Below are 24,818 nucleotides of genomic sequence, written 5' to 3' on the forward strand. Positions count from 1 at the left end.
GCAAATAATAATGAGCCGGCAAAGGCTGGCTCCGCGTTTTGCCTCCCCTACGTTGATCTCACTATTCTGAAGCCGGGAAGAACTCATGCTAAAAAAGATTACGGTGAAGGCCGGGCTTATCGCCTTGCTGAGCCTGATGACCATGCTGTTGATTATGGTCAGCGTTATCGGCGTAAACGCGATTAACGAAGGATCGCGCTCGCTACATACTCTGAACCAGATCCTCGGCGAAGAGCTGGGATCGCTGGCCAACAGTTCCAACCTGACGCTGCGCGCCAGGACCGCCGCCTCGCTGGCGGTGCGCCAGCGGGAAATCGGCCAGATTGAGGTGTCCGACGCGACCGTCAGCCGCATCTACGGCTATCTTGAGCAGTCGAAGCGCGAAATGGCGCGCTTCGTGGGCGTCGGCACCGTGACCGAACGCGGGCGCGTGCTGTCCGGCCGCCTGCAAAACAGCTATCGTGCCTATCTGGAACAGGGCGTGGCGCCGATGGCGGACGCCATCAAGGCCGGCAAGGTCGACGATTACTACCGGATCCAGGAAACCAAAATCTCCGCGCTGAGCATCGCCTTTGAAAAGGACCTCGGCGATTTCCGCAGCTTCGCCATGAAAATCGGCGAGCAGCGGGTGGATGAGGCGAAAAGCAACGCCAGCGCCAAGATTAGCCTGATCGTGGTGGCCGGCCTGCTCAGCGTGCTGCTGGCGGTGCTGGCCTGGTTTGCGCTGCGGATCATTATCCTGCGGCCGCTGGATGATTCCATCGCCCAGCTGGAACATATCGCCGGCGGCGACCTGACCCATCACATCAGCGGCGAAGGGGATACCGAAATGGGCCGCCTGGTGCGGGCGATGCAGCGCATGCAGCAGGCGCTGGCCGGTTCGGTCAGCAAGGTGCGCGACGCCAGCAGCCAAATCGATACCGGCTCGCGCGAGCTGGCCGCCGGCAACCTGCATCTGGCTCAGCGCACCGAAGAGTCGGCCGCGTCGCTGGAAGAGACCGCCGCCAGCATGGAGCAGCTGACCTCGACGGTGAAGATGAACGCCGAGAACTGCGAGCAGGCCAATCAGCTGGCGCTGAGCGTGTCCGACATCGCCAATCGGGGCAGCGACGTGGTGAGCCAGGTGATGAGCAAAATGCAGGCGATCACCGACAGCTCCAGGCGCATTGCCGATATCATCAGCGTGATGGACGGCATCGCCTTCCAGACCAACATTCTGGCGCTGAATGCGGCGGTAGAGGCGGCGCGCGCCGGCGAACAGGGGCGCGGCTTCGCGGTGGTGGCCGGAGAGGTGCGCAATCTGGCGCAGCGCAGCGCCCAGTCGGCCAAAGAAATCAAGGGGCTGATCGAGGCTTCGCAGAACCGGGTGCAGGAAGGCGAGCAGATGGCGGAATCGGCGGCGAAAACCATGAGCGGCATTACCGGTGAAGTGGGCCGGGTGACGGCGCTGATGCGCGAGATTTCGGCGGCGACCCGCGAGCAAAGCAGCGGCATCGAACAGGTGAATCTGGCGGTGGCGCAGATGGATCGGGTGGCGCAACAGAATGCGGCGCTGGTGGAAGAGTCGGCGGCGGCGACGCGTTCGCTGGAGGATCAGGCCCAGCTGCTGGCGCAGAGCATGGCTGCGTTCAAACTCTAAGCGAAAGAAGACGGGAGGGCGGTGGGCCGCCCTCCCGTACAGCGGCTTTACTCGTCCGGGTTCTCGGCGATAAAGCGCTCGGCGTCTTCGACCATCGAACGGGTGCCGACGAAGAATGGCGCGCGCTGGTGCAGTTTCACCGGGGTGATGTCCAGAATGCGGTTTTTACCGTCGCTGGCTTTGCCGCCGGCCTGCTCGGCCAGGAAGGCCATCGGGTTGCACTCATACAGCAGGCGCAGCTTGCCTTGCGGGTGGCTGGCGGTGCTTGGGTAGATGTAGATGCCGCCCTTCAGCAGGTTGCGGTGGAAGTCGGCAACCAAAGAACCGATGTAGCGCGAAGTATAAGGGCGCTGGGTCGCCTCATCCTGCTCCTGGCAATATTTGATGTATTTCTTCACGCCGCGAGGGAACTTGATGTAGTTGCCTTCGTTGATGGAATACATGTTGCCGGTTTCAGGGAAGCGAACTTTCTCGTGGGAGAGGCAGAACACGCCCAGAGAAGGGTCGTAAGTAAAGGCATGCACGCCATAACCGGTGGTGTACACCAGCATGGTGGATGAACCGTAAACCACGTAGCCCGCCGCCACCTGAGCGCTGCCCGGCTGCAGGAAGTCTTCTTCGGTCACCGGAGTGCCGACCGGGGTGATGCGACGATAGATCGAGAAAATCGTACCGACCGAGACGTTGACATCAATGTTGGACGAGCCGTCCAACGGATCCATCAGCACCACATACTTGGCATTTTCTGCACGTTCGCCGTCGAATATCACGATTTCATCTTCTTCTTCAGAAGCGATGCCCGCAACTTCACCGCGCGCTTTCAACGCCGCTTTCAGCTTTTCGTTAGCGTACAGGTCCAGTTTCATCTGAACTTCGCCCTGTACGTTGGAAACGCCGCTGGTCCCCAGAATATCAACCAGACCGGCCTTGTTGATATCGCGGTGGATGATTTTGGCGCCCAGTTTAATTGCAGAAAGTAACGCTGTCAGCTCGCCGGTGGCGTGAGAGAAGTCGTGCTGTTTCTCGACGATAAATTCGCCTAACGTTTTCATGACACAATCCCTGAATCTACGGATGGATAGCGGTCTGTTAACAAACCGCCAACGTTTTCGCGAGCAGTGTAGCCCAAAGCCACGCGCTATTCATAGGCAAATCCATTTCTTCTGGACGATTCTGAGCGTTAGAATAAGCTCTAAATCGAAGCACTCAGATGAGAAACCTAATGCGCATACATATTCTTGGGATCTGCGGCACCTTTATGGGCGGGCTGGCGGTGCTGGCTCGTTCACTGGGGCATGAAGTCACCGGTTCGGACGCCAATGTCTACCCGCCGATGAGCACGCTGTTGGAGAACCAGGGGATCGATCTTATTCAGGGCTATGATCCGGCCCAGCTGGATCCGGCGCCGGATCTGGTGATCATCGGCAACGCCATGACGCGCGGCAACCCGTGCGTGGAAGCGGTGCTGGAGCGGGGCATTCCTTACGTTTCCGGCCCGCAGTGGCTGCACGACTACGTGCTGCGCGATCGCTGGGTGCTGGCGGTTGCCGGCACCCACGGCAAAACCACCACCGCCGGCATGGCCACCTGGATCCTGGAAGCCTGCGGTTACCAGCCAGGCTTCGTCATCGGCGGCGTGCCGGGCAACTTCGACGTGTCCGCCCGCCTCGGCGGCAGCCCGTTCTTCGTGATCGAAGCCGATGAATATGACTGCGCGTTCTTCGACAAGCGTTCCAAGTTTGTCCACTACAGCCCGCGTACGCTGATCATGAACAACCTGGAGTTCGATCATGCCGATATCTTTGACGATCTGAAGGCGATCCAGAAACAGTTCCACCACCTGGTGCGTCTGGTGCCGGGCAAAGGCAAAATCATCTTGCCGGATAACGACAATCACCTGAAGCAGGTGATGGCGATGGGGTGCTGGAGCGAGCAGGAACAGGTCGGCGAAGAGGGCGCATGGCGCGCGCAAAAGCTGACGCCGGACGCCAGCCGCTATGCGGTGTTCCTCAACGGCGAGCAGGTCGGCGAGGTGAATTGGGCGCTGGTGGGCGAGCACAACATGCATAACGGGCTGATGGCCATCGCCGCCACCCGCCACGTGGGCGTGCAGCCGGCCGACGCCTGCCGCGCGCTGGGCGACTTCATCAACGCCCGCCGCCGCCTGGAACTGCGCGGCGAAGCCAACGGCGTCACGGTGTACGACGATTTCGCCCACCACCCGACGGCGATCCTGGCTACCCTGGCCGCGCTGCGCGGCAAGGTGGGCGGCACGGCGCGCATTTTGGCGGTGCTGGAGCCGCGCTCCAACACCATGAAAATGGGCATCAGCAAAAATGATTTGGCGCCTTCGCTCGGCCGCGCCGACGAAGTGTTCCTGTTCCAGCCGCACCATATTCCCTGGCAGGTGGCGGAAGTGGCCGAAGCCTGCGTACAGCCGGCGCACTGGAGCGCCGATCTCGATGCGCTGGTGGAGATGATCGTGAAAACCGCGCAGCCGGGCGACCACATTCTGGTGATGAGCAACGGCGGCTTCGGCGGCATTCACGATCGCCTGCTGGAAGCGCTGGCGAAGAAGCAGGAGCCGAAAGTCACCTACTGATCGCCAGCGGGATCGCGTCATTTCAGCATAAGGGCCGCCGGCGGCCCTTTTTTGCGCCCATAAAAAAGCCCTCGCGAGCGAGGGCAACGGGGTTTCGTCGGATAGGACGACGATAGGGGCGCCGGAGAGTCGGCGTTTGCGTCAGAACTCGGCAGTGGCAGTGACGAGGGTAATCAGCTCTGCAAACGCGCTCCCCAGCGTTGTTATTTGTAGATCTCGGCGGTAGCGTGGTAGCTGCCTTCATTGCGCGCTTCGATCACGCGGTAGGCTGTGGCGCCCTGTTGGTCCGCTTTATCCGACAGCGCCTGGCGAATGTCGGAAGGCGCGCCGTCGATGCCGCTGACGGTGATGGTGCCGACGGATTGCAGATTGCCGACCTGATCGTTAGTGACCAGTTGGGCGGCCGAAGCGCCGAAAGACACGGCTGACAGCAGGCTGAGCGCGGCGATGGTGGTTTTCATGTTCATGGTATGGGTCCTTTGGCGATAACAGCCTGGAAGGGCTTGGTAGCGGTTTTTATTCTTGAAGACCGTTATCGGTGGTGCGAAATTCCAGAGATTTATTGCCCGTTTACGGGTAACGCCCGGTACTTATTTGTAAATTTCAGCGGTCGCGTGGAAGCTGCCTTCGTTGCGCGCTTCGATCACGCGGTACGCCGTGGCCCCTTTGGCGTCGGCTTTATCAGACAGCGCCTGGCGAATGTCCGAAGGTGCGGCGGCGACGCCGCTCACGGTAATCACGCCGGCCGGCTGCAGTTTTTCCGCCTGGGAGGCATCAACAGATTGTGCTGCAAATGCGCCGAAAGAAAGCATTGATAGAAGGCTCATGGCTGCAACGGTAGTTTTAGTATTCATCATCTCACCTCATCGTATTCTTTTATCAGTTCCAATGAACTGTGATTTACGTCACGGAAATGAGTATACATCTAGTAACTCGAAAAATTAATAGTTGGCTAACAGTTTCTAGTGAAACTTTAATCTGGCGATCCTTATTTTTAATAACCGGATGGAATAAAAAACGCTTATAAAACGATCTTTCGATGTTAAATTTATGTAATTTCAATAGGGTAAGTGCTTTTGACCAAAAGTGCGGAAGATCGCAGTCGCTAACGCTGGCGACATGGAAATGTCATTGGAATGTGTTGCAGATGGGCGAAAAGGCAGTATTAAACGTGGTAGGGCAGCGTGGAAAGGTAAAGGAAGGGTTAAATAAGCGCTAACGAAACGCGACCCTTGGCCGCATTTTGTTAGCGCCGCGCCTCACAGTTCTTGTTCGAACACACCCAGGATCGCTTCATGTAACTTCTGAGCGGTAAAGGTGCTGGAGGGGGTGACGAAAATGGTGTCGTCACCGGCAATGGTGCCGAGAATGCCTTCGGATTTACCCAGCGAATCCAGCAGGCGGGCAATCAGCTGCGCCGCGCCCGGGCTGGTGTGGATCACCACCACCGCGTCGTTGTGGTCGACGTCCAGCACCAGGTTCTTCAGCGGGCTGGTGGTGGTCGGCACGCCGAGTTCGGCCGGAAGGCAATACACCATTTCCATTTTGGCATTGCGCGTACGCACCGCGCCGAACTTGGTCAGCATGCGCGATACTTTGGACTGGTTAATGTTTTCGAAGCCTTCTTCTTGCAGCGCCAAAACGATCTCGCCTTGAGAACTGAATTTTTCTTCTTTCAATAACGCTTTAAACGCCTTGATCAGATCTTCCTGCTTTGCGGGATTACGCATTTTGCACCGTGGAATGTTGACAATAGAAGTGATGATTATGCATATAATTGAATTTTTATGCAATAAAGCCTGCCCAAATAAAATAATCGTGCCCGGGCGGCGAGGAAAGGACGGCATTTTAACAAAATCCGCCCCTCATGAATATGCCCTTTCAGCGACTGAAATCATGGCCCCCAGCGGTAAAGAAAATGTTATTAAAATGATGTTGTTCTGATGTTGCGTAAGGGTGTAATGTAACCGCCGGTTAACTTGCTCGTGAATAACCTCGCATTATTTTTGATTAGTGTGCGCTATGCCCTTCATGCGTAAGCGATTTAATCTAAAATGGGCGCGGCATCGGCCGGTTTATTGCCCCAGCTCGCAAACACATCGTTAAGAGATTGTTTTCAAAGGTGTAATAATTTAAGGTCCGTAACCAACACATTCACGGCGCTTTATATATTTAAGATAATAAAGGAGTATAGGATGAAAGTTGCAGTTCTCGGTGCTGCTGGCGGTATCGGCCAGGCCCTCGCCCTTCTACTCAAAACCCAGCTTCCTTCAGGTTCTGAACTCTCTCTCTACGACATTGCCCCTGTTACCCCTGGCGTTGCCGTCGACTTAAGCCACATCCCAACCGCAGTTAAAATCAAAGGCTTCAGTGGCGAAGACGCTACTCCTGCTCTGCACGGCGCCGACGTGGTGCTGATTTCCGCCGGCGTCGCGCGCAAGCCGGGCATGGACCGTTCCGACCTGTTCAACGTTAACGCCGGCATCGTGCGTAACCTGATCGAGCAAGTGGCGAAAACCTGCCCGAAAGCCTGCATCGGCATCATCACCAACCCGGTCAACACCACCGTCGCCATCGCGGCGGAAGTGCTGAAAAAAGCCGGCGTTTACGATAAAAACAAACTGTTCGGCGTGACCTCGCTGGATATCATCCGCTCCAACACCTTCGTGGCTGAGCTGAAAGGCAAGCAGCCGGAAGCGCTGAACGTGCCGGTCATCGGCGGCCACTCTGGCGTGACCATCCTGCCTCTGCTGTCGCAGATCCCGGGCGTGAGCTTCACCGAACAGGAAGTGGCCGATCTGACCAAGCGCATCCAGAATGCGGGCACCGAAGTGGTTGAAGCCAAAGCCGGCGGCGGGTCCGCGACCCTGTCCATGGGCCAGGCGGCTGCGCGTTTCGGCCTGTCTTTGGTGCGTGCGCTGCAGGGTGAGCAAGGCGTGGTTGAATGCGCCTACGTTGAAGGCGACGGCAAATACGCGCGCTTCTTCGCACAGCCGCTGGTGCTGGGCAAAAACGGCGTTGAAGAACGCAAAGACATCGGCACCCTGAGCGCCTTCGAGCAGAAAGCGCTGAATGAGATGCTGGACGTGCTGCACAAAGATATCGAGCTGGGCGAGAAGTTTATCAACAACTGATTGCCGCACAGCCTGTGCATGCAGAAGCCGCCGGACCTGGTTCCGGCGGTTTTTTTTGCTTTTTATTCATGCCTTCGGCTTGATGCGCGCCTTGCGATCCAGCAGGCGATCGCTGTGCGGATCATAATAACGGCTCGGCCAGATCTCCGAAGGATGAATGGCGAGCTCTTCGGCGATCAGCCACTCGCCTTTCGGCCAGGGGCGCGACAACGCATTGGCCAGCGTTGACGAACTCAGCCCGGCGCGGCGCGATACCGCCGCCAGCGTCGTTCCCTTCTTGCGCAGTGCCGCGATGATATCCGCCGGATGCCAATCCTGATCCCTTGTATTCATGTTTACATTCCTTTTTTGATTAGCGAAAGTTCTGTTAGTGGTATAACTAACAGGTCAAGATTAATCGTTTGAACAACATGAAACGCTTATACGGAAATCAGGATACCACTAAATTTCCTAAAAAATATCTCAATGATTTCTAAAAAATGACTTTGCCCACTATTGCCCAGAGATAATGGCTATGAAAAATGAGTGGTTTGCCGCCAAGGAGCTTACAGGCATCGCAGGATTACCTTCCTCACCACAGGGAATAAATCTGATGGCCCGGCGCGAAGGATGGATCAGTCGCAGGCGCAAAGGCGTGCAGGGAAAAGCGTTGGAGTATCATATCAACAGCTTGCCGCACGGCGCCCGAAATCTGCTGTTGCTGAAAGAAGATGCGGCGGTGTACGAAGTGGAAAGACAGGATCCTTTGACGGTGTGGATTGAGTATTATTATCACCTGACGGAAAGCGAGCGCGAGAAAATGCTGTCGTTTTTGATGCGGGAAGGGATCGGCGGCCTGTTGGCGCGCATCACCGAAGAGAAGTAATCAGGCCCGCAGCGCGGGCCTGTAGGGGATAAGCGGAAATTCAAGTTTCTTAAAAATCGCGCTGCACCGCCAGATGGGCCAGGCCCTCCAGCGCGGTGCGGTGCGCGGACGCCGGCAGCGCCTGCAGCGCGGCGATCGCCTTGTCGGCTTCTTCCTCGGCGCGCTGACGGGTGTACGCCAAAGAACCGCATTGCTGCATGGCCTGCAGCACCGGCTCCAGCAGGTGGCGGCCGTTGCCTTGTTCAATCGCTGCGCGGATCATCGTTCTTTGCGCTTCGTCGCCATTGTGCATGGCGTGCAGCAGCGGCAGGGTGGGCTTCCCTTCATTCAGATCGTCACCGGTGTTCTTGCCCAGGGTGCTGCCGTCCGCGCTGTAATCGAGCAGATCGTCGATCAATTGGAAGGCGGTGCCGAGGTAACGGCCGTAATCCTGCAGCGCTTTTTCCTGCGCCTCGCTGGCGCCGGACAAAATCGCCGAAGATTGCGCAGCGGCTTCGAACAGGCGCGCGGTTTTGCTGTAGATCACCCTCATATAGCTTTCTTCGGTGATGTCGGGATCGTGCACGTTCATCAACTGCAGCACTTCGCCTTCGGCAATCACGTTGACCGCCTCGGACATCAGCGCCAGCACGCGCAGCGATTCCAGGCTGGTCATCATCTGGAAAGCGCGGGTATAGATAAAGTCGCCGACCAGCACGCTGGCGGCGTTGCCGAACGCGGCATTGGCGGTGGCTTTGCCGCGGCGCATATCGGATTCATCCACCACGTCGTCATGCAGCAGCGTGGCGGTATGAATGAATTCGATCAGCGCCGCAACGGTCACGTGCTTGTGGCCTTCATAGCCCAACGCCCGTGCAGCCAGCACGGCGATCATCGGTCGGATGCGTTTACCGCCACCGCTGATAATGTAATAGCCAAGCTGATTGATGAGTGTGACATCGGAGTTCAGCTGTTCGAGAATTGTTGCGTTCACGGCCGCCATATCTTGCGCGGTTAACTCGGTAATTTGCTCTAGGTTCATTGTATTTTTTTCAGCTGTGTTTCTCTTCACCGCGTTGAGATCGCTGCTCACATCGGTACATGGCGGTAACTGTCCCCCTGATTGTACTTGAAAAACGGTTCAGATAAACGCCACGAAAGAAACTGTGGTTTTTTTCTTCTTTTTTCTGCTTCTGGTCTTATTCTGCTCTTGTCATGCGTCGGTTTTTTGCGTAGAATTCGCGCCCTATTGTGAATATTTATAGCGCGCTCTGTACTAACACAGTTGAGCACGCGGAAAGCGGAGTTTTATATGTACGCGGTTTTCCAAAGTGGTGGTAAACAACACCGAGTAAGCGAAGGTCAGACCGTTCGCTTGGAAAAGCTGGACATCGCAACTGGTGAAGCGGTTGAGTTTGACCAGATTCTGATGATCGCTAATGGCGAAGATATCAAAATCGGCGTTCCTTTCGTCGATGGCGGTAAGATCAAAGCTGAAGTCGTTGCTCACGGTCGTGGCGAGAAAATTAAGATTGTTAAGTTTCGTCGTCGTAAGCACCACCGTAAGCAGCAGGGCCACCGTCAGTGGTTCACTGACGTTAAAATCACCGGCATCAGCGCTTAAGTTAGGAGAGCGGATTAATGGCACACAAAAAGGCTGGCGGCTCGACTCGTAACGGTCGCGATTCAGAAGCTAAACGTCTGGGCGTAAAACGCTTTGGCGGCGAAGCAGTACTGGCAGGCAGCATCATCGTTCGTCAGCGCGGCACCAAATTCCACGCTGGTACCAACGTGGGTTGCGGCAAAGACCACACTCTGTTTGCTTTGAAAGACGGTAAAGTCAAATTCGAAGTTAAAGGCCCGAGCAATCGTAAATTCATCAGCATCGAAGCTGAATAATTTTTCGAGCCTTACGAAATAGATGTAAGCCCCGCAATTCGTTGCGGGGCTTTTTACATTTATACCCGTCATACTTCAGACCGCAGGCATGTCAGCGCTGGCAAAGGTAATATGGACACGAAACAGCAGGTCGGTGTAGGCATTTCGCTGGCGTTAACCACGGCGGTTTGCTGGGGCGCATTGCCGATAGCGATGAAAGAAGTGCTGGCGGTGATGGAGCCGTTTACCATCGTCTGGTATCGCTTTACCATCGCCGCTATCGGCCTGGGGCTGATCCTGGCGGTGCGCGGCAGGCTGCCGCCGCTGAAGATGTTCCGCCAGCCGCGCTGGCTGCTGCTGCTGGCGATAGCCACCGCGGGCCTGTTGGGCAACTTTGTGTTCTTCAGCTCGTCGCTGCAGTATCTCAGCCCGACGGCGTCGCAGGTGATTGGCCAGCTGTCGCCGGTCGGCATGATGTTCGCCAGCGTGCTGATTTTAAAAGAACGGATGCGCATCACGCAGGTGATTGGCGCGCTGATGCTGATCTGCGGGCTGATGCTGTTTTTCAACGTCAGCCTGATCGAGATCTTCACCCGCCTGACGGATTACACCCTCGGGGTGCTGCTTGGCGTGTGCGCGGCGGCGGTCTGGGTCAGCTACGGCGTGGCGCAGAAGGTGTTGCTGCGTCGATTGGCCTCGCCGCAGATCCTGGTAATGTTGTACACTTTATGTGCAATCGCGTTATTCCCTCTGGCCCGGCCCGAGGTGATTTTCCAGCTCAGCGGTTGGCAGTTGGCTTGCCTGCTGTTCTGCGGCGCCAACACGCTGATTGGCTATGGCGCGCTGGCGGAGGCGATGGCGCGCTGGCAGGCGGCGCAGGTGAGTGCGTTAGTGACGCTGACACCGCTGTTTACCCTGCTGTTTTCAGATTTATTGGCGCTGGCCTGGCCACAGGCATTCGCTGCGCCGACCTTGAACGTCGTCGGTTATGTCGGCGCTTTTGTGGTGGTGGCGGGCGCCATGTTTTCCGCAATTGGTCACCGGTGGTGGCCGCGACGGGCAGAAACCAGCCTGGTTGCTCCTTTGAAGCAGCCCGGTGAATGATTTACGGAGACGGTAAATGAAGTTTGTAGATGAAGCAGCGATTTTGGTCGTTGCAGGTGACGGTGGTAATGGTTGCGTCAGCTTCCGCCGCGAAAAATATATCCCGAACGGCGGGCCGGACGGCGGCGACGGCGGCGACGGCGGCGACGTCTATCTGCTGGCGGACGAAAACCTCAACACGCTGATCGATTACCGCTTTGAGAAATCCTTCCGCGCCGAGCGTGGCCAAAACGGCCAGAGCCGCGACTGTACCGGCAAGCGCGGCAAAGACATCATCATCAAGGTGCCGGTCGGCACCCGCGTGAAGGATCAGGGCACCGGCGAGATCCTCGGTGACATGACCCGTCATGAGCAACAGCTGATGGTCGCCAAAGGCGGCTGGCACGGCCTGGGCAACACCCGCTTCAAGTCTTCGGTGAACCGTGCGCCGCGTCAAAAGACGCTGGGCACCGCCGGCGAAGCGCGCGATCTCCTGCTGGAGCTGCTGCTGCTGGCCGACGTGGGCATGCTGGGCCTGCCGAACGCCGGCAAGTCGACCTTTATCCGCGCGGTATCCGCCGCCAAGCCGAAGGTGGCCGACTACCCGTTCACCACGCTGGTGCCAAGCCTGGGCGTGGTGCGCATGGACCACGAGCAGAGCTTTGTGGTCGCCGACATTCCGGGGCTGATTGAAGGCGCTTCCGACGGCGCCGGGCTGGGGATCCGCTTCCTGAAGCACCTGGAGCGCTGCCGCGTGTTGCTGCATCTGGTGGACATCGCGCCGATCGACGAATCCGATCCGGTGGAAAACGCCAAAATCATCATCAACGAGCTGAACCAATACAGCGAAAATCTGGCGCAGAAGCCACGCTGGCTGGTTTTCAACAAGATTGATGTGATTGGCGAGGAAGAAGCCGCCGAACGCGCCAAGGCGATCGTAGAGGCCATGGGCTGGGAAGGTAAGTACTACATGATCTCCGCAGTCAATCGCGAAGGCGTCAACGCGCTGTGCTGGGACGTGATGAAATTCATCAACAGCCAGCCGAAAGCGATGGCGATCGAAGAAAGCGCGCCGGAGAAGGTCGAATTCATGTGGGACGACTACCACCGTGAGCAGATCGCGGAAGTGGAAGCCGAAGCGGAAGACGACTGGGATGACGACTGGGACGAAGATGACGACGAAGGCGTCGAAATCATCTACCAGAAATAATCCTCCCGACAGGGCTCAGCAACGCTGGGCCCTGTTTATTTCCAGGCCTTGTCAGGCAGCCAGCATTGCGCATTCAGCCCGCTGGTGTCCCGCCGGTTTTCCAGCGTCAAACGCCCCTGATGCAGCTGCACGATGCGGATGACGATGTTCAGCCCCAGCCCGCTGCCGCCATAGCGCTGGTCCATGCGGCGAAACGCCTGGGTGAGTTCCCCCACCATGTTTTCCTTAATTCCCGGCCCTTCGTCGATCACCTGCAGCAGGTGACCGTTATCCCCCGCGGCCAGCCGTACCTGGATGGCGCTGCCTTCCGGGCCGTAGCGGTGGGCATTTTCGACCAGATTGCGCAGCAGCAGGCGCAGCAGCACCGGATCGCCGTGCACCCGGGCCTCTGCCGGCAATTGCCAGCGCAGCGTCTGCCGGCGCTGGGCGACCAGCTCGTCAAGCTCTTCGCGCAGCGGCTGGATCACCTCGGCCACCCAGTCGAAATGCTGATAGTGGCCGCTGGCAAAGTCTTGCCCGGCGCGTGACAGCATCAGCAGCTGCTCGACGGTGTGCATCAGTTGGTCGATGCGGGCGATCAGCGCGCGGCTTTCCCCTACGCCCTGTTTTTCCATCAGCTCCAGATGCAGCCGGATCCCGGCCAGCGGCGTGCGCAGCTCGTGGGCGGCGTCGGCGGTGAACAGCCGCTCCTGCCGGATGGTGTTGTCCAGGCGCGAGAACAGCTGGTTGAGCGCCGTGGTGACCGCCACCATTTCTCGGCTGTCGCTGCTGATTGGCAGAGGGGTGAGATTATCGGCGGAGCGTTTCTCCAGCCGTTGCTGCAGCTGGTTGAGCGGGCGAATAATCCAGCTGATGGCCCAAAAAGAGGCCAACAGCGTGACGATCATCATGATCAGCGAAGGGGCCAGCAACGAGGCGATGGCCTCGGCGATTTCGGTGTCGACGCGCTCGGTGCGCACCTTGGCGGACAAGGTTTCATCCACCAGGAAGCTGATTTGCTCCTGGCTTTCGTGCCACAACCAAAAGGCGCTGATAAGCTGAGTGACCAGCAGGATTAACGCCAGCATCAGCAACAGACGGCGGCGCATGCTGATCATGATGCCGGTTCCAGACGGTAGCCGATGCCGCGTACGGTGCGGATGCGGTCCTTGCCCAGTTTGCGGCGCAGGTTATGGATATGCACTTCCAGCGTATTGGAGCCCAAATCGTCCTGCCAGGTGTAGAGATCCTGCTGCAGCAGCTCGCGGTTGACCGTTTGCCCGGCGCGCATCATCAGCCGCGACAGAATGGCGAACTCTTTAGGCGTGACCTCCACCGGCTTCTGCTGCAGGTAAACCTGCTGGCTGGAGAGGTTGAGCTGCAGAGAGTCCACCTGCATCAGGTTGTCGCTGTGGCCCTGATAACGGCGTATCAGCGCCCGCACCCGCGCCTGCAGTTCGACCAGCGCGAAGGGTTTGACCAGATAGTCGTCGGCGCCGGCGTCCAGCCCGTCCACGCGGTCCGCCAGCGCATCGCGGGCGGTGAGGATCAGCACCGGCAGGTCAATCTGCTGCCGGCGCCACTGCCGCAGCAGGCTGGCGCCGTCCATATCCGGCAGGCCGAGATCGAGGATCACCATGCTGTACTGGCTGGTGACGAGCAGGCTGCCGGCCTCGGCCGCCGTGCCTGCGCAGTCGCAGGCATAACCGTCGCCGGTCAGCGCTAACGCCAGTCCCTGTTGCAGCAGCTCATCGTCTTCCACTATCAACAGCTTCATGGCGATCCTCAGTTGTTCTGATAAATGTCCCGGTACAGGCGGCTTTCGAAACGCACCAGCGGCGCGCGGCGCTGCCTTTGATCTTCCGGCGGCACGGCGTAGCCGGACAGGTATTGCACGAAGGCCATGCGCTGGCCGCTGGCGGTGGTGATGAAGCCCGCCAGGTTGTAGACTCCCTGCAGCGCGCCGGTCTTGGCCGACACCTTGCCGTCGACGCCGGCTTCGTGCAGGCCGCCGCGGTAGCGCAGGGTGCCGTCATAGCCGGACAGCGGCAACATCGAGATGAAGTTCAGCTCGTTGTCGTGCTGCGCAATGTACTGCAGCGCCTGCATCATGGTCGCCGGCGCCAGCAGGTTATGGCGCGACAGGCCGGAGCCGTCCACCACGATGCTGTTGCCCAGATCGACGCCGGCCTTCTGGCGCAGCACCTGACGCACCGCGTCGGCGCCCGCGCGCCAGGTGCCAGGCACGCCAAAGCGTTCGTGGCCGATGGTGCGGAATACGGTATCGGCAATCATGTTGTCCGATTTTTTCAGCATGATTTTCAGCAGGTCATGCAGCGGCGCGGACTGGGTCTGGGCGATCACCGTGCCGGTCAGGCCTGGCTGCGTCTGGCGCTTCAGGTGGCCGTCGATCTGGATGCCGGCCTGCGTCAGCTCATCCTTCAGGATAGCACCTGCGTAGCTGGCGCCGTCCTGAATGGCGAAGGCCAGCGGCAACGGATCGCTGCGCTGGGTCAGGCAGCCGGTCAGGGTAAAGCGGTTCAGCTCGCCCGGCACTACGTCCAGCTCGCAGTATTGCGCGTCGGCGGAGCCTCGCGCCAGCGTGCGCACCTGGCTGAACATGTTGACCGGATAATAGGAGGCGACGCGGATAAACGCCATTTCGCCCGGGTTCGGCGCGCTGTACAGCGACACCGAGAAGCAGTTGCGATCGACAATCGCCGCCGCCGGCGGTGCGCTGAAGCACTGCGTCAGGTCGTTCCACGGCCAGCCGGGCGCCTTGTCGTGGCTGGCGAACACCGAGGTGTCGACCAGCACGTCGCCGGTGATCTGGCGCACGCCCTGTTTCTTCAGGGCCGCCACCATGTTGCGCAGGCTCTGGCGCTTGAAGGTCGGATCGCCGCCGAAGCGGGCGATCAGATTGCCGCGCAGCACGCCGTCGCTGATGTTGCCCTGGCTCTCCAGCGTGGTGGTGAAGCGGTAGTCCGGCCCGAGCTGCAGCAACGCCGCCAGCGCTGTCAGCACCTTTTGGGTACTGGCCGGCAATGCCATTTGCTGAGAGTGATAATCGATGGTCGGCGCGGTGGCGCCGATCTTCTGAACTACCAGGGCAAGGTTGGCCCCATCAGGCAAATATTGTGTGTAATCTTCAACCGGGGCCGCATTCGCATTCAGAACAAATGCGCAAGCCAATGCACTGACAATTCGTGAAAAACGCATAATCTCGGGATAACAGCTGGATAACGTGTCGTCATACTACGGTGCATTCAGGGAAAAAGTAAACGATGACCCTCAAGGAACTCTAGGCTAAAATACGTATCAAAATGCAAAATCGATCCTGACTTGGGCTCCGTTCCGAGTCAGGTTTCTTTTGTTTGTCGCCTGGAGGCGGGGGGCGATGAGCCAACCGTATTTTCATACGAATACGTCAGGATGACGGTTATTTGAACAGGAAAGATTTAGAGGTATTTACCATATGAAACAAATTCCGATGACCTTGTTTGGCGCTGAAAAACTGCGCGAAGAGCTTGAATATCTGAAGGGCGTACGCCGTCCCAAGATTATTGCCGACATCGCTGACGCCCGCGAGCACGGCGATTTGAAAGAAAACGCCGAGTACCATGCCGCGCGTGAGCAGCAGGGGTTCTGTGAAGGGCGTATCCAGGAAATTGAAGCCAAGCTGTCGAACGCGCAGGTGATCGATATCACCAAAATGCCTAATACCGGCCGCGTGATTTTCGGCGCTACCGTATCGGTGCTGAATCTGGATAGCGAAGAGCAGGTGACCTACCGCATCGTTGGCGACGACGAAGCCGATTTCAAGAAAAATCTGATTTCGGTAAATTCACCGATGGCGCGCGGTCTGATCGGCAAAGAGCAGGACGACGTGGTGGTGATCAAAACGCCGGGCGGCGACGTGGATTACGAGATCCTGAAGGTCGACTACCTCTGATCGGTCAGAAATGCGCCAGTGTTTTGTAAAGAAAGGAAAAAGGCCGCGTGCGGCCTTTTATCTGAATCGGGTGCATGGCACCTTTTCGTTAACCTGACGTTTATTAACGCGGTAGACTGATCTTGCGCTCTTTAGACGGGCGGTAAAGAATAAGCGTACTGCCGATGACTTGCACGTTGCAGGCGCCCGTTTCACGCACGATAGCGTCGGCGATCAGGGTTTTGGTTTCGCGATCTTCAGCGGCGATTTTTACCTTGATCAGCTCATGATGCTCCAGAGCCTGTTCAATTTCAGCCAGCACCCCTTCGGTGAGACCGTTATTACCCAGCATGACAACCGGTTTTAACGGATGCGCCAGGCCTTTCAGGTGCTGTTTTTGTTTATTATTCAGATTCATTGTCTTTTTTACTTAAGTTGGGATTGAAAACGGTACATTCTACCGCCATCTCATGTGTATCACCAAATCGGTCTTCACCGGTGTGAGTCTACGTGAGCAGCGAACCTGACATAAGACTCTTTTTATGATAGTTGGAAAACGAGATGGCTAATAAAAAGCGTTCTGCTAGCTCCAGTCGCTGGTTGCAGGAACACTTTAGCGATAAATATGTGCAGCAGGCGCAGAAAAAGGGGCTGCGTTCCCGCGCCTGGTTTAAACTTGATGAAATACAGCAGAGTGACAAACTGTTCAAGCCGGGCATGACCGTAGTGGACCTGGGAGCAGCGCCGGGCGGCTGGTCGCAATACGTGGTCACCCAAATCGGCGGTACCGGTCGCATCATCGCCTGTGATATTTTGCCAATGGATCCTATCGTTGGCGTCGATTTCCTTCAGGGCGATTTTCGTGATGAACTGGTGCTTAAAGCGCTGTTGGAACGTGTAGGTGAGAGTAAGGTTCAGGTGGTCATGTCCGATATGGCCCCGAATATGAGTGGCACTCCGGCCGTCGATATTCCAAGATCGATGTATCTGGTGGAGTTAGCACTGGAGATGTGTCGTGATGTCCTCGCACCAGGCGGAAGTTTCCTGGTGAAGGTGTTCCAGGGAGATGGCTTTGACGAGTACCTACGGGAAATTCGCTCCCTGTTTACGAAGGTTAAGATTCGTAAGCCAGACGCTTCCCGCGCACGTTCGCGCGAAGTGTACATTGTAGCGACAGGGCGCAAGCTGTAGTACCCTAACGCTGTTTGTTAACACAGTTGTAATATGAGGTTAATCCCTTGAGTGACATGGCGAAAAACCTAATTCTCTGGTTAGTCATCGCGGTAGTGTTGATGTCTGTATTCCAGAGCTTTGGGCCCAGCGAGTCGAATGGCCGTAGGGTAGATTATTCTACCTTCATGTCCGAACTGACCCAGGACCAGGTTCGCGAAGCGCGAATTAACGGACGTGAGATTAACGTTACCAAGAAAGACAGTAACAAATACACGACCTACATCCCCGTCAACGATCCCAAGTTGCTGGATACGTTGTTAACGAAGAATGTGAAAGTTGTCGGCGAGCCGCCTGAAGAGCCGAGCCTGCTGGCCTCTATCTTTATTTCTTGGTTCCCGATGCTGTTGCTGATCGGGGTCTGGATCTTCTTTATGCGCCAGATGCAGGGCGGCGGCGGCAAGGGCGCGATGTCGTTCGGCAAGAGCAAGGCCCGCATGCTGACCGAAGATCAGATCAAGACCACTTTTGCCGACGTCGCCGGTTGTGACGAAGCGAAAGAAGAAGTGAGCGAACTGGTGGAATACCTGCGCGAACCGAGCCGTTTCCAGAAGCTGGGCGGCAAGATCCCTAAAGGCGTGCTGATGGTTGGCCCGCCGGGGACCGGTAAAACGCTGCTGGCGAAAGCGATCGCCGGCGAAGCGAAAGTGCCGTTCTTCACCATTTCCGGTTCCGACTTCGTAGAAATGTTTGTCGGTGTGGGCGCTTCCCGCGTGCGCGACATGTTCGAGCAGGCCAAGAAAGCCGCACCTTGCATCATCTTTATCGATGAAATCGACGCCGTCGGCCGCCAGCGTGGCGCCGGTCTGGGTGGCGGTCACGACGAACGCGAACAGACGCTGAACCAGATGCTGGTCGAGATGGACGGTTTTGAAGGCAACGAAGGTATCATCGTCATCGCGGCAACCAACCGTCCGGACGTGCTTGACCCGGCGCTGCTGCGTCCGGGCCGTTTCGACCGTCAGGTGGTGGTCGGCCTGCCGGACGTGCGCGGCCGTGAGCAGATCCTGAAGGTGCACATGCGCCGCGTGCCGTTGGCGGCCGATATCGACGCCTCCGTCATTGCGCGCGGTACCCCGGGCTTCTCCGGTGCCGATCTGGCCAACCTGGTCAACGAAGCGGCGCTGTTCGCCGCCCGCGGCAACAAACGCGTGGTGTCGATGGTTGAGTTCGAAAAAGCCAAAGACAAGATCATGATGGGTGCGGAACGCCGCTCCATGGTGATGACCGAAGCGCAGAAAGAGTCGACCGCGTATCACGAGGCAGGCCACGCCATCATCGGCCGTCTGGTTCCTGAGCACGATCCGGTTCACAAGGTGACCATCATTCCTCGCGGCCGCGCGCTCGGCGTGACCTTCTTCCTGCCGGAAGGGGATGCGATCAGCGCCAGCCGTCAGAAGCTGGAGAGCCAAATCTCCACCCTGTACGGCGGTCGTCTGGCGGAAGAGATCATCTACGGTCCGGAAAAAGTCTCTACCGGCGCGTCGAACGACATTAAAGTGGCGACCTCCATCGCCCGCAACATGGTGACCCAATGGGGCTTCTCCGAGAAGCTGGGGCCGCTGCTGTATGCGGAAGAAGAGGGCGAAGTGTTCCTGGGCCGTTCCGTCGCCAAGGCGAAACACATGTCGGACGAAACCGCACGCATCATCGACCAGGAAGTGAAATCCCTGATCGAACGCAACTACGTGCGCGCTCGTGCGCTGCTGATGGAAAACATGGACATCCTGCACTCGATGAAGGATGCGCTGATGAAATATGAAACCATCGATGCACCGCAGATCGACGATCTGATGAACCGCAAAGACGTGCGTCCGCCGGCGGGTTGGGACGATGCGAACAAAGGCAACAGCTCCGACAACGGCGGTACCCCAAAAGCCCCGACGCCGGTAGATGAGCCGCGTACGCCGAACCCAGGCAATACCCTGTCTGAACAGCTCGACAAGTAAGTCTCGCTGTGCAATAACATCAAACCCCGGCATGCCGGGGTTTTTTATTGCCCGGCGGGCAGAACAGTAAGGTGGATAAAGCATGCAGTTAACCGTGCGCGACATGACGCTCAATCTTTCCCATCCGCAGGTGATGGGCATCCTCAACGTGACGCCGGATTCGTTTTCCGACGGCGGCCGTCACAACAGCCTCAATCAGGCGCTGCTGCACGCGCATGCGCTGATTTCGGCCGGTGCCACCATGATTGACGTGGGGGGCGAATCGACGCGGCCCGGGGCGGCGGAGGTCAGCGAGGAGGAAGAGATCGCGCGGGTGGTGCCGGTGGTGGAGGCGTTGGCGCAGCGTTTCGAGGTGTTTATCTCGGTCGACACCTCGAAAGCCGGGGTGATCCGCGAATCGGCCCGGGCGGGCGCGCATTTGATCAACGATATTCGCTCGCTGCAGGAGCCCGGCGCGCTGGCCGCCGCCGCGGAAAGTGGCCTGCCGGTATGCCTGATGCACATGCAGGGGCAGCCGCGCACCATGCAGCAGGCTCCCCGCTACGATGACCTGATCGCCGACGTGAATGCCTTTTTTGAGCGCCACATCAAGCGCTGCAATGATGCAGGGATAACAAATCAGAAATTGCTGCTCGACCCAGGCTTCGGTTTCGGTAAAAATTTAGCGCACAACTATCAGCTTCTGGCCCGGTTGTCGGAATTTCATCGCTTCGGTCTGCCGCTGTTGGTGGGCATGTCGCGCAAGTCGATGATTGGACAACTGCTGAACGTGCCGCCTGACCAGAGGGTCATCGGTAGCGTGGCCTGCGCGGTGATCGCCGCGATGCAGGGCGCGCAGATTGTCAGAGTGCATGACGTTAAAGAAACCGTCGAGGCGATGCGTGTCGTCGAGGCAACACTTTCAGCTAAGGGACAGTAGAAACATGAGCGAGCGCAAATATTTTGGCACCGACGGCATTCGTGGCAAGGTCGGTGATAGCCCAATTACCCCGGACTTCGTGCTGAAGCTCGGCTGGGCGGCCGGCAAAGTGCTGGCGCGCCACGGCTCTCGTAAGATCATCATCGGCAAGGATACCCGCATCTCCGGTTATATGCTGGAGTCTGCGCTGGAAGCCGGCCTGGCGGCCGCGGGGCTGTCCGCCTCCTTCACCGGCCCGATGCCGACGCCGGCGGTGGCCTACCTGACGCGCACCTTCCGCGCCGAAGCCGGCATCGTCATCTCCGCTTCGCACAACCCGTTCTACGATAACGGCATCAAGTTCTTCTCGATCGACGGCGCCAAGCTGCCGGATCACGTGGAAGAGGCGATCGAAGCCGAGATGGAAAAGCCGCTGACCTGCGTGGAGTCCGCCGAACTGGGCAAGGCCAGCCGGATCATCGACGCCGCCGGCCGCTATATCGAATTCTGTAAAGGCACCTTCCCGAGCGAGCTGAGCCTGAAGGGGCTGAAAATCGTGGTCGACTGCGCCAACGGCGCCACCTATCACATCGCGCCGAGCGTGCTGCGCGAACTGGGCGCCACGGTGATCGCCATCGGCGTGGAGCCGGACGGCATGAACATCAACGAGAAATGCGGCGCCACCGACGTTCGCCAGCTGCAGGAGCGCGTGCTGCAGGAGAAGGCCCACGTCGGCCTGGCGTTCGACGGCGACGGCGACCGGGTGATGATGGTGGATCATCTGGGCAACAAGGTGGACGGCGACCAGATCCTGTATATCATCGCCCGCGAAGGCCTGCGTCAGGGGCAGCTGCGCGGCGGCGCCGTCGGCACGCTGATGAGCAACATGGGGCTGGAGCTGGCGCTGAAGCAGCTGGGCATTCCGTTCGCGCGCGCCAAAGTGGGCGACCGCTATGTGCTGGAGAAGCTGCAGGAGCTGGGGTGGCGCATCGGCGCGGAAAACTCCGGCCACGTGATCCTGCTGGACAAAACCACCACCGGCGACGGCATCGTGGCCGGGCTGCAGGTGCTGACCGCGATAGTGCGCAACCACATGAGCCTGCACGACCTGTGCAGCGGCATGAAGCTGCTGCCGCAGATCCTGGTCAACGTGCGCTTCGCCGGCGAACACAACCCGCTGGAATCTGACGAGGTGCGCAAAATCACCGAACAGGTCGAGGCGGAACTGGCCGGCCGCGGCCGGGTGTTGCTGCGCAAATCCGGCACCGAGCCATTGATCCGCGTGATGGTGGAAGGCGAGGACGAACAGCAGGTGACGGCGCTGGCGCACCGCATCGCCGACGCGGTGAAATCCGCCGGTTAAAACAGACGGTTATCCCACGGGTTCTGCCGGCCAGGGCCCGGAAAAACGATTGTTGGCGTTTTTTTCCGCAAACGCGCCGGCGGCAGCAAATTGCCCTTGCGCGCTCTGGCGGCTTTGGTTAGTATTCACACCCGCTTCAGTAGGCAGTTTGTAAAAAACGCCTGCTTTATTGGTGAGAAGCATTTGGCATGCGGTGAAGCCGCAAGGATACGGGTACTACTATGTACGAAGCTCTTCTGGTAATTTTCCTGCTGATCTCAATCGGGCTGGTAGCTCTGATTATGCTGCAGCAAGGTAAAGGCGCTGATATGGGAGCCTCTTTCGGAGCAGGTGCATCTGGCACATTGTTCGGTTCGAGTGGTTCCGGTAACTTTATGACCCGCATGACCGCTGTGTTGGCGACGCTGTTCTTCGTCATCAGCCTGATTCTGGGCAACCTCAGCAGCAACCAAAGCAAGAAAGGCAGCGAGTGGGAAAATCTGGGTCAGCCAGTAAAATCTGAGCAGACTACCGCGCCGGCGGCACCAGCCAAGCCGAGCAGCGATATCCCGCAGTAAGCCGCTAAGCAGCGACAGAGTTTGAAAACGGTGGTTGTGAACTCGAAGGATCAACGGCCGTTGGCAGTAAAAATCAGTACCGAGGTGGTGGAATTGGTAGACACGCTACCTTGAGGTGGTAGTGCCCTAACGGGCTTGTGGGTTCGAGTCCCATCCTCGGTACCAAATCCCAGAGATAACTTGCAATTTTGCGATTATCGGCGTAATATTTGCCACGTTTTCGGACGCGGGGTGGAGCAGCCTGGTAGCTCGTCGGGCTCATAACCCGAAGGTCGTCGGTTCAAATCCGGCCCCCGCAACCACTTTCCTTTAAGTGTTTATTTTCAAATACACTTTTCGAATGAAATCCGCTTTTCTCGAACAACATTTGAAAATGACACTTGCTTGAAAGTTGCACCGAAGCCGCGTAGCGGCAAACAGGGTCCAGTTGCATAAAGCCCCGAATTTTCGGGGTTTTTTGTTATTTGGCAACAGAATCACTGGGCTATTAAGCCCTTTTTTTATGTCTTGGGGGTGGGCTTGTCCACATTAGAGCAAAAGTTAACAGAGATGCTTTCGGCACCGGTAGAAGCGTTGGGCTTTGAGCTTGTAGGCATCGAATTTATTCGTGCGCGCCAATCGACGCTCCGCATCTATATTGATAGTGAAAACGGCATCAACGTTGATGATTGTGCTGATGTCAGCCACCAGGTCAGCGCTGTATTGGACGTCGAAGAGCCAATCACGGTCGCTTACAACTTGGAAGTCTCCTCTCCTGGCCTTGATCGCCCGATGTTCACCGCAGAGCACTATACTCGTTTCCTCGGTGAAGAAGTCAGCCTGGTCCTGCGCATGGCGGTACAGAACCGCCGCAAGTGGCAGGGCATTATCAAGTCTGTCGACGGCGAGATGATCACGGTTACTGTGGAAGGGAAAGATGAAGTGTTCGCGCTGAGCAATATCCAGAAAGCGAACCTGGTACCCCACTTTTAAAGTTTGGATGAGGCAACTAGGATGAATAAAGAGATTCTGGCTGTTGTTGAAGCAGTTTCCAATGAAAAATCCCTTCCGCGTGAGAAGATTTTCGAGGCGTTGGAAACCGCATTAGCCACCGCAACCAAGAAAAAATACGAGCAGGAAATCGACGTACGCGTCAGCATCGATCGCAAAACCGGCGATTTCGATACCTTCCGCCGCTGGGTCGCCGTAGATGAAGTGACTCAGCCTACGCGTGAAATCACGCTGGAAGCGGCGCAGTATGAAGAGCCGGGCATCGAGCTGGGCGGCTACATCGAAGATCAGATCGAATCCGTGACCTTCGACCGTATCACCACCCAGACCGCCAAGCAGGTTATCGTGCAGAAAGTGCGCGAAGCCGAGCGCGCGATGGTGGTTGACGCTTTCCGTGAACACGAAGGCGAGATCGTCACCGGCGTGGTGAAAAAGGTTAACCGCGACAGCATCGCGCTGGATCTGGGCAGCAACGCGGAAGCGGTGATTGGCCGTGAAGACATGCTGCCGCGCGAAAACTTCCGTCCGGGCGACCGCATCCGCGGCGTGCTGTACGCCGTGCGTCCTGAAGCCCGCGGCGCGCAGCTGTTCGTCAGCCGCTCCAGCCCGGAAATGCTGAAAGAACTGTTCCGCATCGAAGTGCCGGAAATCGGCGAAGAAGTGATCGAAATTAAAGCGGCGGCCCGCGATCCCGGCTCCCGTGCGAAAATTGCAGTGAAAACCAACGACAAGCGCATCGACCCGGTCGGCGCCTGCGTAGGTATGCGCGGTGCGCGCGTTCAGGCCGTGTCGAGCGAGCTCGGCGGCGAACGCATCGACATCATCCTGTGGGATGACAACCCTGCGCAGTTCGTCATCAACGCCATGGCGCCGGCAGACGTCGCCTCGATCGTGGTTGATGAAGATAACTGCACCATGGATATCGCCGTTGAAGCCAGCAACCTGGCACAGGCGATCGGCCGTAATGGCCAAAACGTGCGTTTGGCTTCCCAGCTGTTGAAACAGCATCGTGATGATGACCGTTGGGAACTGAACGTGATGACGGCGGACGATCTGCAGGCCAAGCACCAGGCCGAGGCTCATGCCGCCATTGATACCTTCACCAAGTATCTTGATATCGACGAAGATTTCGCCACCGTACTGGTTGAAGAAGGCTTCTCCACTCTGGAAGAGCTGGCCTACGTGCCAATCAAAGAGCTGCTGGAAATCGACGGTCTGGATGAAGATACGGTTGAAGCGTTGCGCGATCGCGCCAAAGCTGCATTGACCACGCTGGCCCTGGCCCAAGAAGAGAGCCTGGGCGACCAAAAACCTGCTGACGATTTGCTCAACCTGCCGGGTCTTGAGCGCAGCATGGCCTTTAAACTGGCCGCGCGTGGGGTTTGTACGCTGGAAGATCTTGCCGAGCAGGGTGTTGACGATCTGGCTGATATTGAAGGGCTTAGCGACGAGCAAGCCGGCGAGCTGATCATGGCCGCACGTAATATCTGTTGGTTTGGCGACAACGCGTAATAAACTGTAGCAGGAAGGA

The 24,818-nt window shown here is 57.9% G+C and carries 28 protein-coding genes and 2 tRNA genes; 19 read left to right on the forward strand and 11 right to left on the reverse strand.

What is annotated here, in order from left to right; translation table 11 throughout:
* The first annotated feature begins 85 nt into the window (after nt 1-85).
* Nucleotides 86-1,639 carry a methyl-accepting chemotaxis protein gene (locus CKW09_RS02440; protein WP_061799917.1) on the forward strand — a complete coding sequence of 518 codons (1,554 nt, stop codon included), beginning with the start codon at nt 86-88 and terminating at the stop codon, nt 1,637-1,639.
* Nucleotides 1,640-1,686: 47 nt separating this feature from the next.
* Here the strand turns inward: CKW09_RS02440 and fbp are convergent, their stop codons facing one another.
* Nucleotides 1,687-2,691: a class 1 fructose-bisphosphatase gene (gene fbp, locus CKW09_RS02445; protein ID WP_061799919.1), complete on the reverse strand. Its 1,005-nt coding sequence runs from the start codon at nt 2,689-2,691 to the stop codon at nt 1,687-1,689.
* Nucleotides 2,692-2,861: 170 nt separating this feature from the next.
* On the opposite strand from fbp, the gene mpl reads away from it, so the two are divergent.
* A complete protein-coding gene (mpl, locus tag CKW09_RS02450) occupies nt 2,862-4,241 on the forward strand; it encodes a UDP-N-acetylmuramate:L-alanyl-gamma-D-glutamyl-meso-diaminopimelate ligase (protein ID WP_061799920.1) in 1,380 nt (459 codons plus the stop codon).
* Between the two features lie 203 nt (nt 4,242-4,444).
* Here mpl and yhcN (CKW09_RS02455) read toward each other — a convergent pair whose 3' ends face one another.
* From yhcN (CKW09_RS02455) to argR, 3 genes are all read right to left on the reverse strand, one after another.
* Nucleotides 4,445-4,708, reverse strand: coding sequence for a peroxide/acid stress response protein YhcN (gene yhcN, locus CKW09_RS02455; RefSeq protein ID WP_061799921.1), 264 nt, complete (start codon nt 4,706-4,708; stop codon nt 4,445-4,447).
* A gap of 123 nt (nt 4,709-4,831) precedes the next feature.
* On the reverse strand, nt 4,832-5,095 hold the full coding sequence (yhcN, locus tag CKW09_RS02460) for a peroxide/acid stress response protein YhcN (protein ID WP_061799951.1): 264 nt from the start codon (nt 5,093-5,095) through the stop codon (nt 4,832-4,834).
* A gap of 405 nt (nt 5,096-5,500) precedes the next feature.
* Nucleotides 5,501-5,971, reverse strand: coding sequence for a transcriptional regulator ArgR (argR, locus tag CKW09_RS02465; RefSeq protein WP_061799922.1), 471 nt, complete (start codon nt 5,969-5,971; stop codon nt 5,501-5,503).
* Between the two features lie 37 nt (nt 5,972-6,008).
* On the opposite strand from argR, the gene CKW09_RS24655 reads away from it, so the two are divergent.
* Both CKW09_RS24655 and mdh read left to right on the forward strand, forming a co-directional pair.
* A complete protein-coding gene (locus CKW09_RS24655) occupies nt 6,009-6,185 on the forward strand; it encodes a hypothetical protein (protein ID WP_157079263.1) in 177 nt (58 codons plus the stop codon).
* 251 nt (nt 6,186-6,436) lie between these two features.
* Nucleotides 6,437-7,375, forward strand: coding sequence for a malate dehydrogenase (gene mdh / locus CKW09_RS02470; RefSeq protein ID WP_061799923.1), 939 nt, complete (start codon nt 6,437-6,439; stop codon nt 7,373-7,375).
* A 66-nt stretch (nt 7,376-7,441) separates the two neighbouring features.
* Here the strand turns inward: mdh and CKW09_RS02475 are convergent, their stop codons facing one another.
* Complete coding sequence (locus tag CKW09_RS02475; protein ID WP_061799925.1) at nt 7,442-7,708, reverse strand: helix-turn-helix domain-containing protein; 267 nt, start codon at nt 7,706-7,708, stop codon at nt 7,442-7,444.
* A gap of 181 nt (nt 7,709-7,889) precedes the next feature.
* Here CKW09_RS02475 and CKW09_RS02480 point away from each other — a divergent pair, with 181 nt between their 5' ends.
* Complete coding sequence (locus tag CKW09_RS02480) at nt 7,890-8,240, forward strand: DNA-binding protein (protein WP_061799927.1); 351 nt, start codon at nt 7,890-7,892, stop codon at nt 8,238-8,240.
* A gap of 49 nt (nt 8,241-8,289) precedes the next feature.
* On the opposite strand, the gene ispB is transcribed toward CKW09_RS02480, so the two are convergent.
* Entirely contained in the window at nt 8,290-9,261 is a 972-nt protein-coding gene (ispB, locus tag CKW09_RS02485) for an octaprenyl diphosphate synthase (RefSeq protein WP_061799929.1), read from the reverse strand.
* Between the two features lie 270 nt (nt 9,262-9,531).
* On the opposite strand from ispB, the gene rplU reads away from it, so the two are divergent.
* The 4 genes from rplU (at nt 9,532) to cgtA (ending at nt 12,390) form a co-directional block, all read left to right on the forward strand.
* Nucleotides 9,532-9,843: a 50S ribosomal protein L21 gene (gene rplU, locus CKW09_RS02490; protein ID WP_004933561.1), complete on the forward strand. Its 312-nt coding sequence runs from the start codon at nt 9,532-9,534 to the stop codon at nt 9,841-9,843.
* Between the two features lie 17 nt (nt 9,844-9,860).
* Nucleotides 9,861-10,118 (forward strand): 50S ribosomal protein L27, encoded by a 258-nt coding sequence (rpmA, locus tag CKW09_RS02495; protein WP_004933559.1) that lies wholly within the window; start codon nt 9,861-9,863, stop codon nt 10,116-10,118.
* Nucleotides 10,119-10,229: 111 nt separating this feature from the next.
* The gene (locus tag CKW09_RS02500; RefSeq protein WP_061799932.1) at nt 10,230-11,201 is read left to right on the forward strand and encodes a DMT family transporter; all 972 of its coding nucleotides are present in this window, start codon (nt 10,230-10,232) and stop codon (nt 11,199-11,201) included.
* 16 nt (nt 11,202-11,217) lie between these two features.
* Nucleotides 11,218-12,390: an Obg family GTPase CgtA gene (gene cgtA / locus CKW09_RS02505; RefSeq protein WP_061799933.1), complete on the forward strand. Its 1,173-nt coding sequence runs from the start codon at nt 11,218-11,220 to the stop codon at nt 12,388-12,390.
* 35 nt (nt 12,391-12,425) lie between these two features.
* Here the strand turns inward: cgtA and pmrB are convergent, their stop codons facing one another.
* Genes pmrB through dacB form a run of 3 tightly spaced genes read right to left on the reverse strand, consistent with a single transcriptional unit; the run spans nt 12,426 to nt 15,588 of the window.
* Nucleotides 12,426-13,487 (reverse strand): two-component system sensor histidine kinase PmrB, encoded by a 1,062-nt coding sequence (gene pmrB, locus CKW09_RS02510; RefSeq protein WP_095095438.1) that lies wholly within the window; start codon nt 13,485-13,487, stop codon nt 12,426-12,428.
* The gene (gene pmrA, locus CKW09_RS02515; RefSeq protein WP_095095441.1) at nt 13,484-14,146 is read right to left on the reverse strand and encodes a two-component system response regulator PmrA; all 663 of its coding nucleotides are present in this window, start codon (nt 14,144-14,146) and stop codon (nt 13,484-13,486) included. The genes pmrB and pmrA overlap by 4 nt, the downstream gene beginning before the upstream one ends.
* Before the next feature lie 8 nt (nt 14,147-14,154).
* Nucleotides 14,155-15,588, reverse strand: coding sequence for a serine-type D-Ala-D-Ala carboxypeptidase (gene dacB / locus CKW09_RS02520; RefSeq protein ID WP_061799937.1), 1,434 nt, complete (start codon nt 15,586-15,588; stop codon nt 14,155-14,157).
* Nucleotides 15,589-15,844: 256 nt separating this feature from the next.
* Here dacB and greA point away from each other — a divergent pair, with 256 nt between their 5' ends.
* Nucleotides 15,845-16,321 (forward strand): transcription elongation factor GreA, encoded by a 477-nt coding sequence (gene greA / locus CKW09_RS02525; protein ID WP_061799939.1) that lies wholly within the window; start codon nt 15,845-15,847, stop codon nt 16,319-16,321.
* Nucleotides 16,322-16,424: 103 nt separating this feature from the next.
* Here the strand turns inward: greA and yhbY are convergent, their stop codons facing one another.
* Nucleotides 16,425-16,718, reverse strand: a complete 294-nt coding sequence (gene yhbY / locus CKW09_RS02530) for a ribosome assembly RNA-binding protein YhbY (RefSeq protein ID WP_004933536.1) — start codon at nt 16,716-16,718, stop codon at nt 16,425-16,427.
* A gap of 143 nt (nt 16,719-16,861) precedes the next feature.
* On the opposite strand from yhbY, the gene rlmE reads away from it, so the two are divergent.
* The 4 genes from rlmE to glmM all read left to right on the forward strand — a co-directional run bounded on the left by rlmE (nt 16,862) and on the right by glmM (nt 21,740).
* Entirely contained in the window at nt 16,862-17,491 is a 630-nt protein-coding gene (gene rlmE, locus CKW09_RS02535) for a 23S rRNA (uridine(2552)-2'-O)-methyltransferase RlmE (protein ID WP_061799941.1), read from the forward strand.
* 56 nt (nt 17,492-17,547) lie between these two features.
* Complete coding sequence (gene ftsH, locus CKW09_RS02540; protein WP_061799943.1) at nt 17,548-19,479, forward strand: ATP-dependent zinc metalloprotease FtsH; 1,932 nt, start codon at nt 17,548-17,550, stop codon at nt 19,477-19,479.
* Nucleotides 19,480-19,561: 82 nt separating this feature from the next.
* The gene (gene folP / locus CKW09_RS02545) at nt 19,562-20,398 is read left to right on the forward strand and encodes a dihydropteroate synthase (RefSeq protein ID WP_061799945.1); all 837 of its coding nucleotides are present in this window, start codon (nt 19,562-19,564) and stop codon (nt 20,396-20,398) included.
* Between the two features lie 4 nt (nt 20,399-20,402).
* Entirely contained in the window at nt 20,403-21,740 is a 1,338-nt protein-coding gene (glmM, locus tag CKW09_RS02550) for a phosphoglucosamine mutase (protein WP_061799946.1), read from the forward strand.
* 9 nt (nt 21,741-21,749) lie between these two features.
* Here the strand turns inward: glmM and CKW09_RS24660 are convergent, their stop codons facing one another.
* Nucleotides 21,750-21,923, reverse strand: coding sequence for a hypothetical protein (locus CKW09_RS24660; RefSeq protein WP_157079264.1), 174 nt, complete (start codon nt 21,921-21,923; stop codon nt 21,750-21,752).
* Nucleotides 21,924-21,961: 38 nt separating this feature from the next.
* Between CKW09_RS24660 and secG the strand changes: the two genes are divergently transcribed.
* The 5 genes from secG (at nt 21,962) to nusA (ending at nt 24,799) form a co-directional block, all read left to right on the forward strand.
* Nucleotides 21,962-22,297 (forward strand): preprotein translocase subunit SecG, encoded by a 336-nt coding sequence (gene secG, locus CKW09_RS02555; RefSeq protein ID WP_061799947.1) that lies wholly within the window; start codon nt 21,962-21,964, stop codon nt 22,295-22,297.
* A gap of 78 nt (nt 22,298-22,375) precedes the next feature.
* A tRNA-Leu gene (locus tag CKW09_RS02560) sits at nt 22,376-22,462 on the forward strand.
* A 60-nt stretch (nt 22,463-22,522) separates the two neighbouring features.
* Nucleotides 22,523-22,599, forward strand: a tRNA-Met gene (locus tag CKW09_RS02565).
* A 217-nt stretch (nt 22,600-22,816) separates the two neighbouring features.
* The gene (gene rimP, locus CKW09_RS02570; protein WP_004952852.1) at nt 22,817-23,269 is read left to right on the forward strand and encodes a ribosome maturation factor RimP; all 453 of its coding nucleotides are present in this window, start codon (nt 22,817-22,819) and stop codon (nt 23,267-23,269) included.
* Between the two features lie 21 nt (nt 23,270-23,290).
* On the forward strand, nt 23,291-24,799 hold the full coding sequence (gene nusA, locus CKW09_RS02575; protein ID WP_061799866.1) for a transcription termination factor NusA: 1,509 nt from the start codon (nt 23,291-23,293) through the stop codon (nt 24,797-24,799).
* The last annotated feature ends 19 nt before the right edge of the window (nt 24,800-24,818 follow it).

Origin of the sequence: Serratia ficaria, assembly GCF_900187015.1 — a bacterium.
Classification (GTDB): Bacteria; Pseudomonadota; Gammaproteobacteria; order Enterobacterales; family Enterobacteriaceae; genus Serratia; species Serratia ficaria.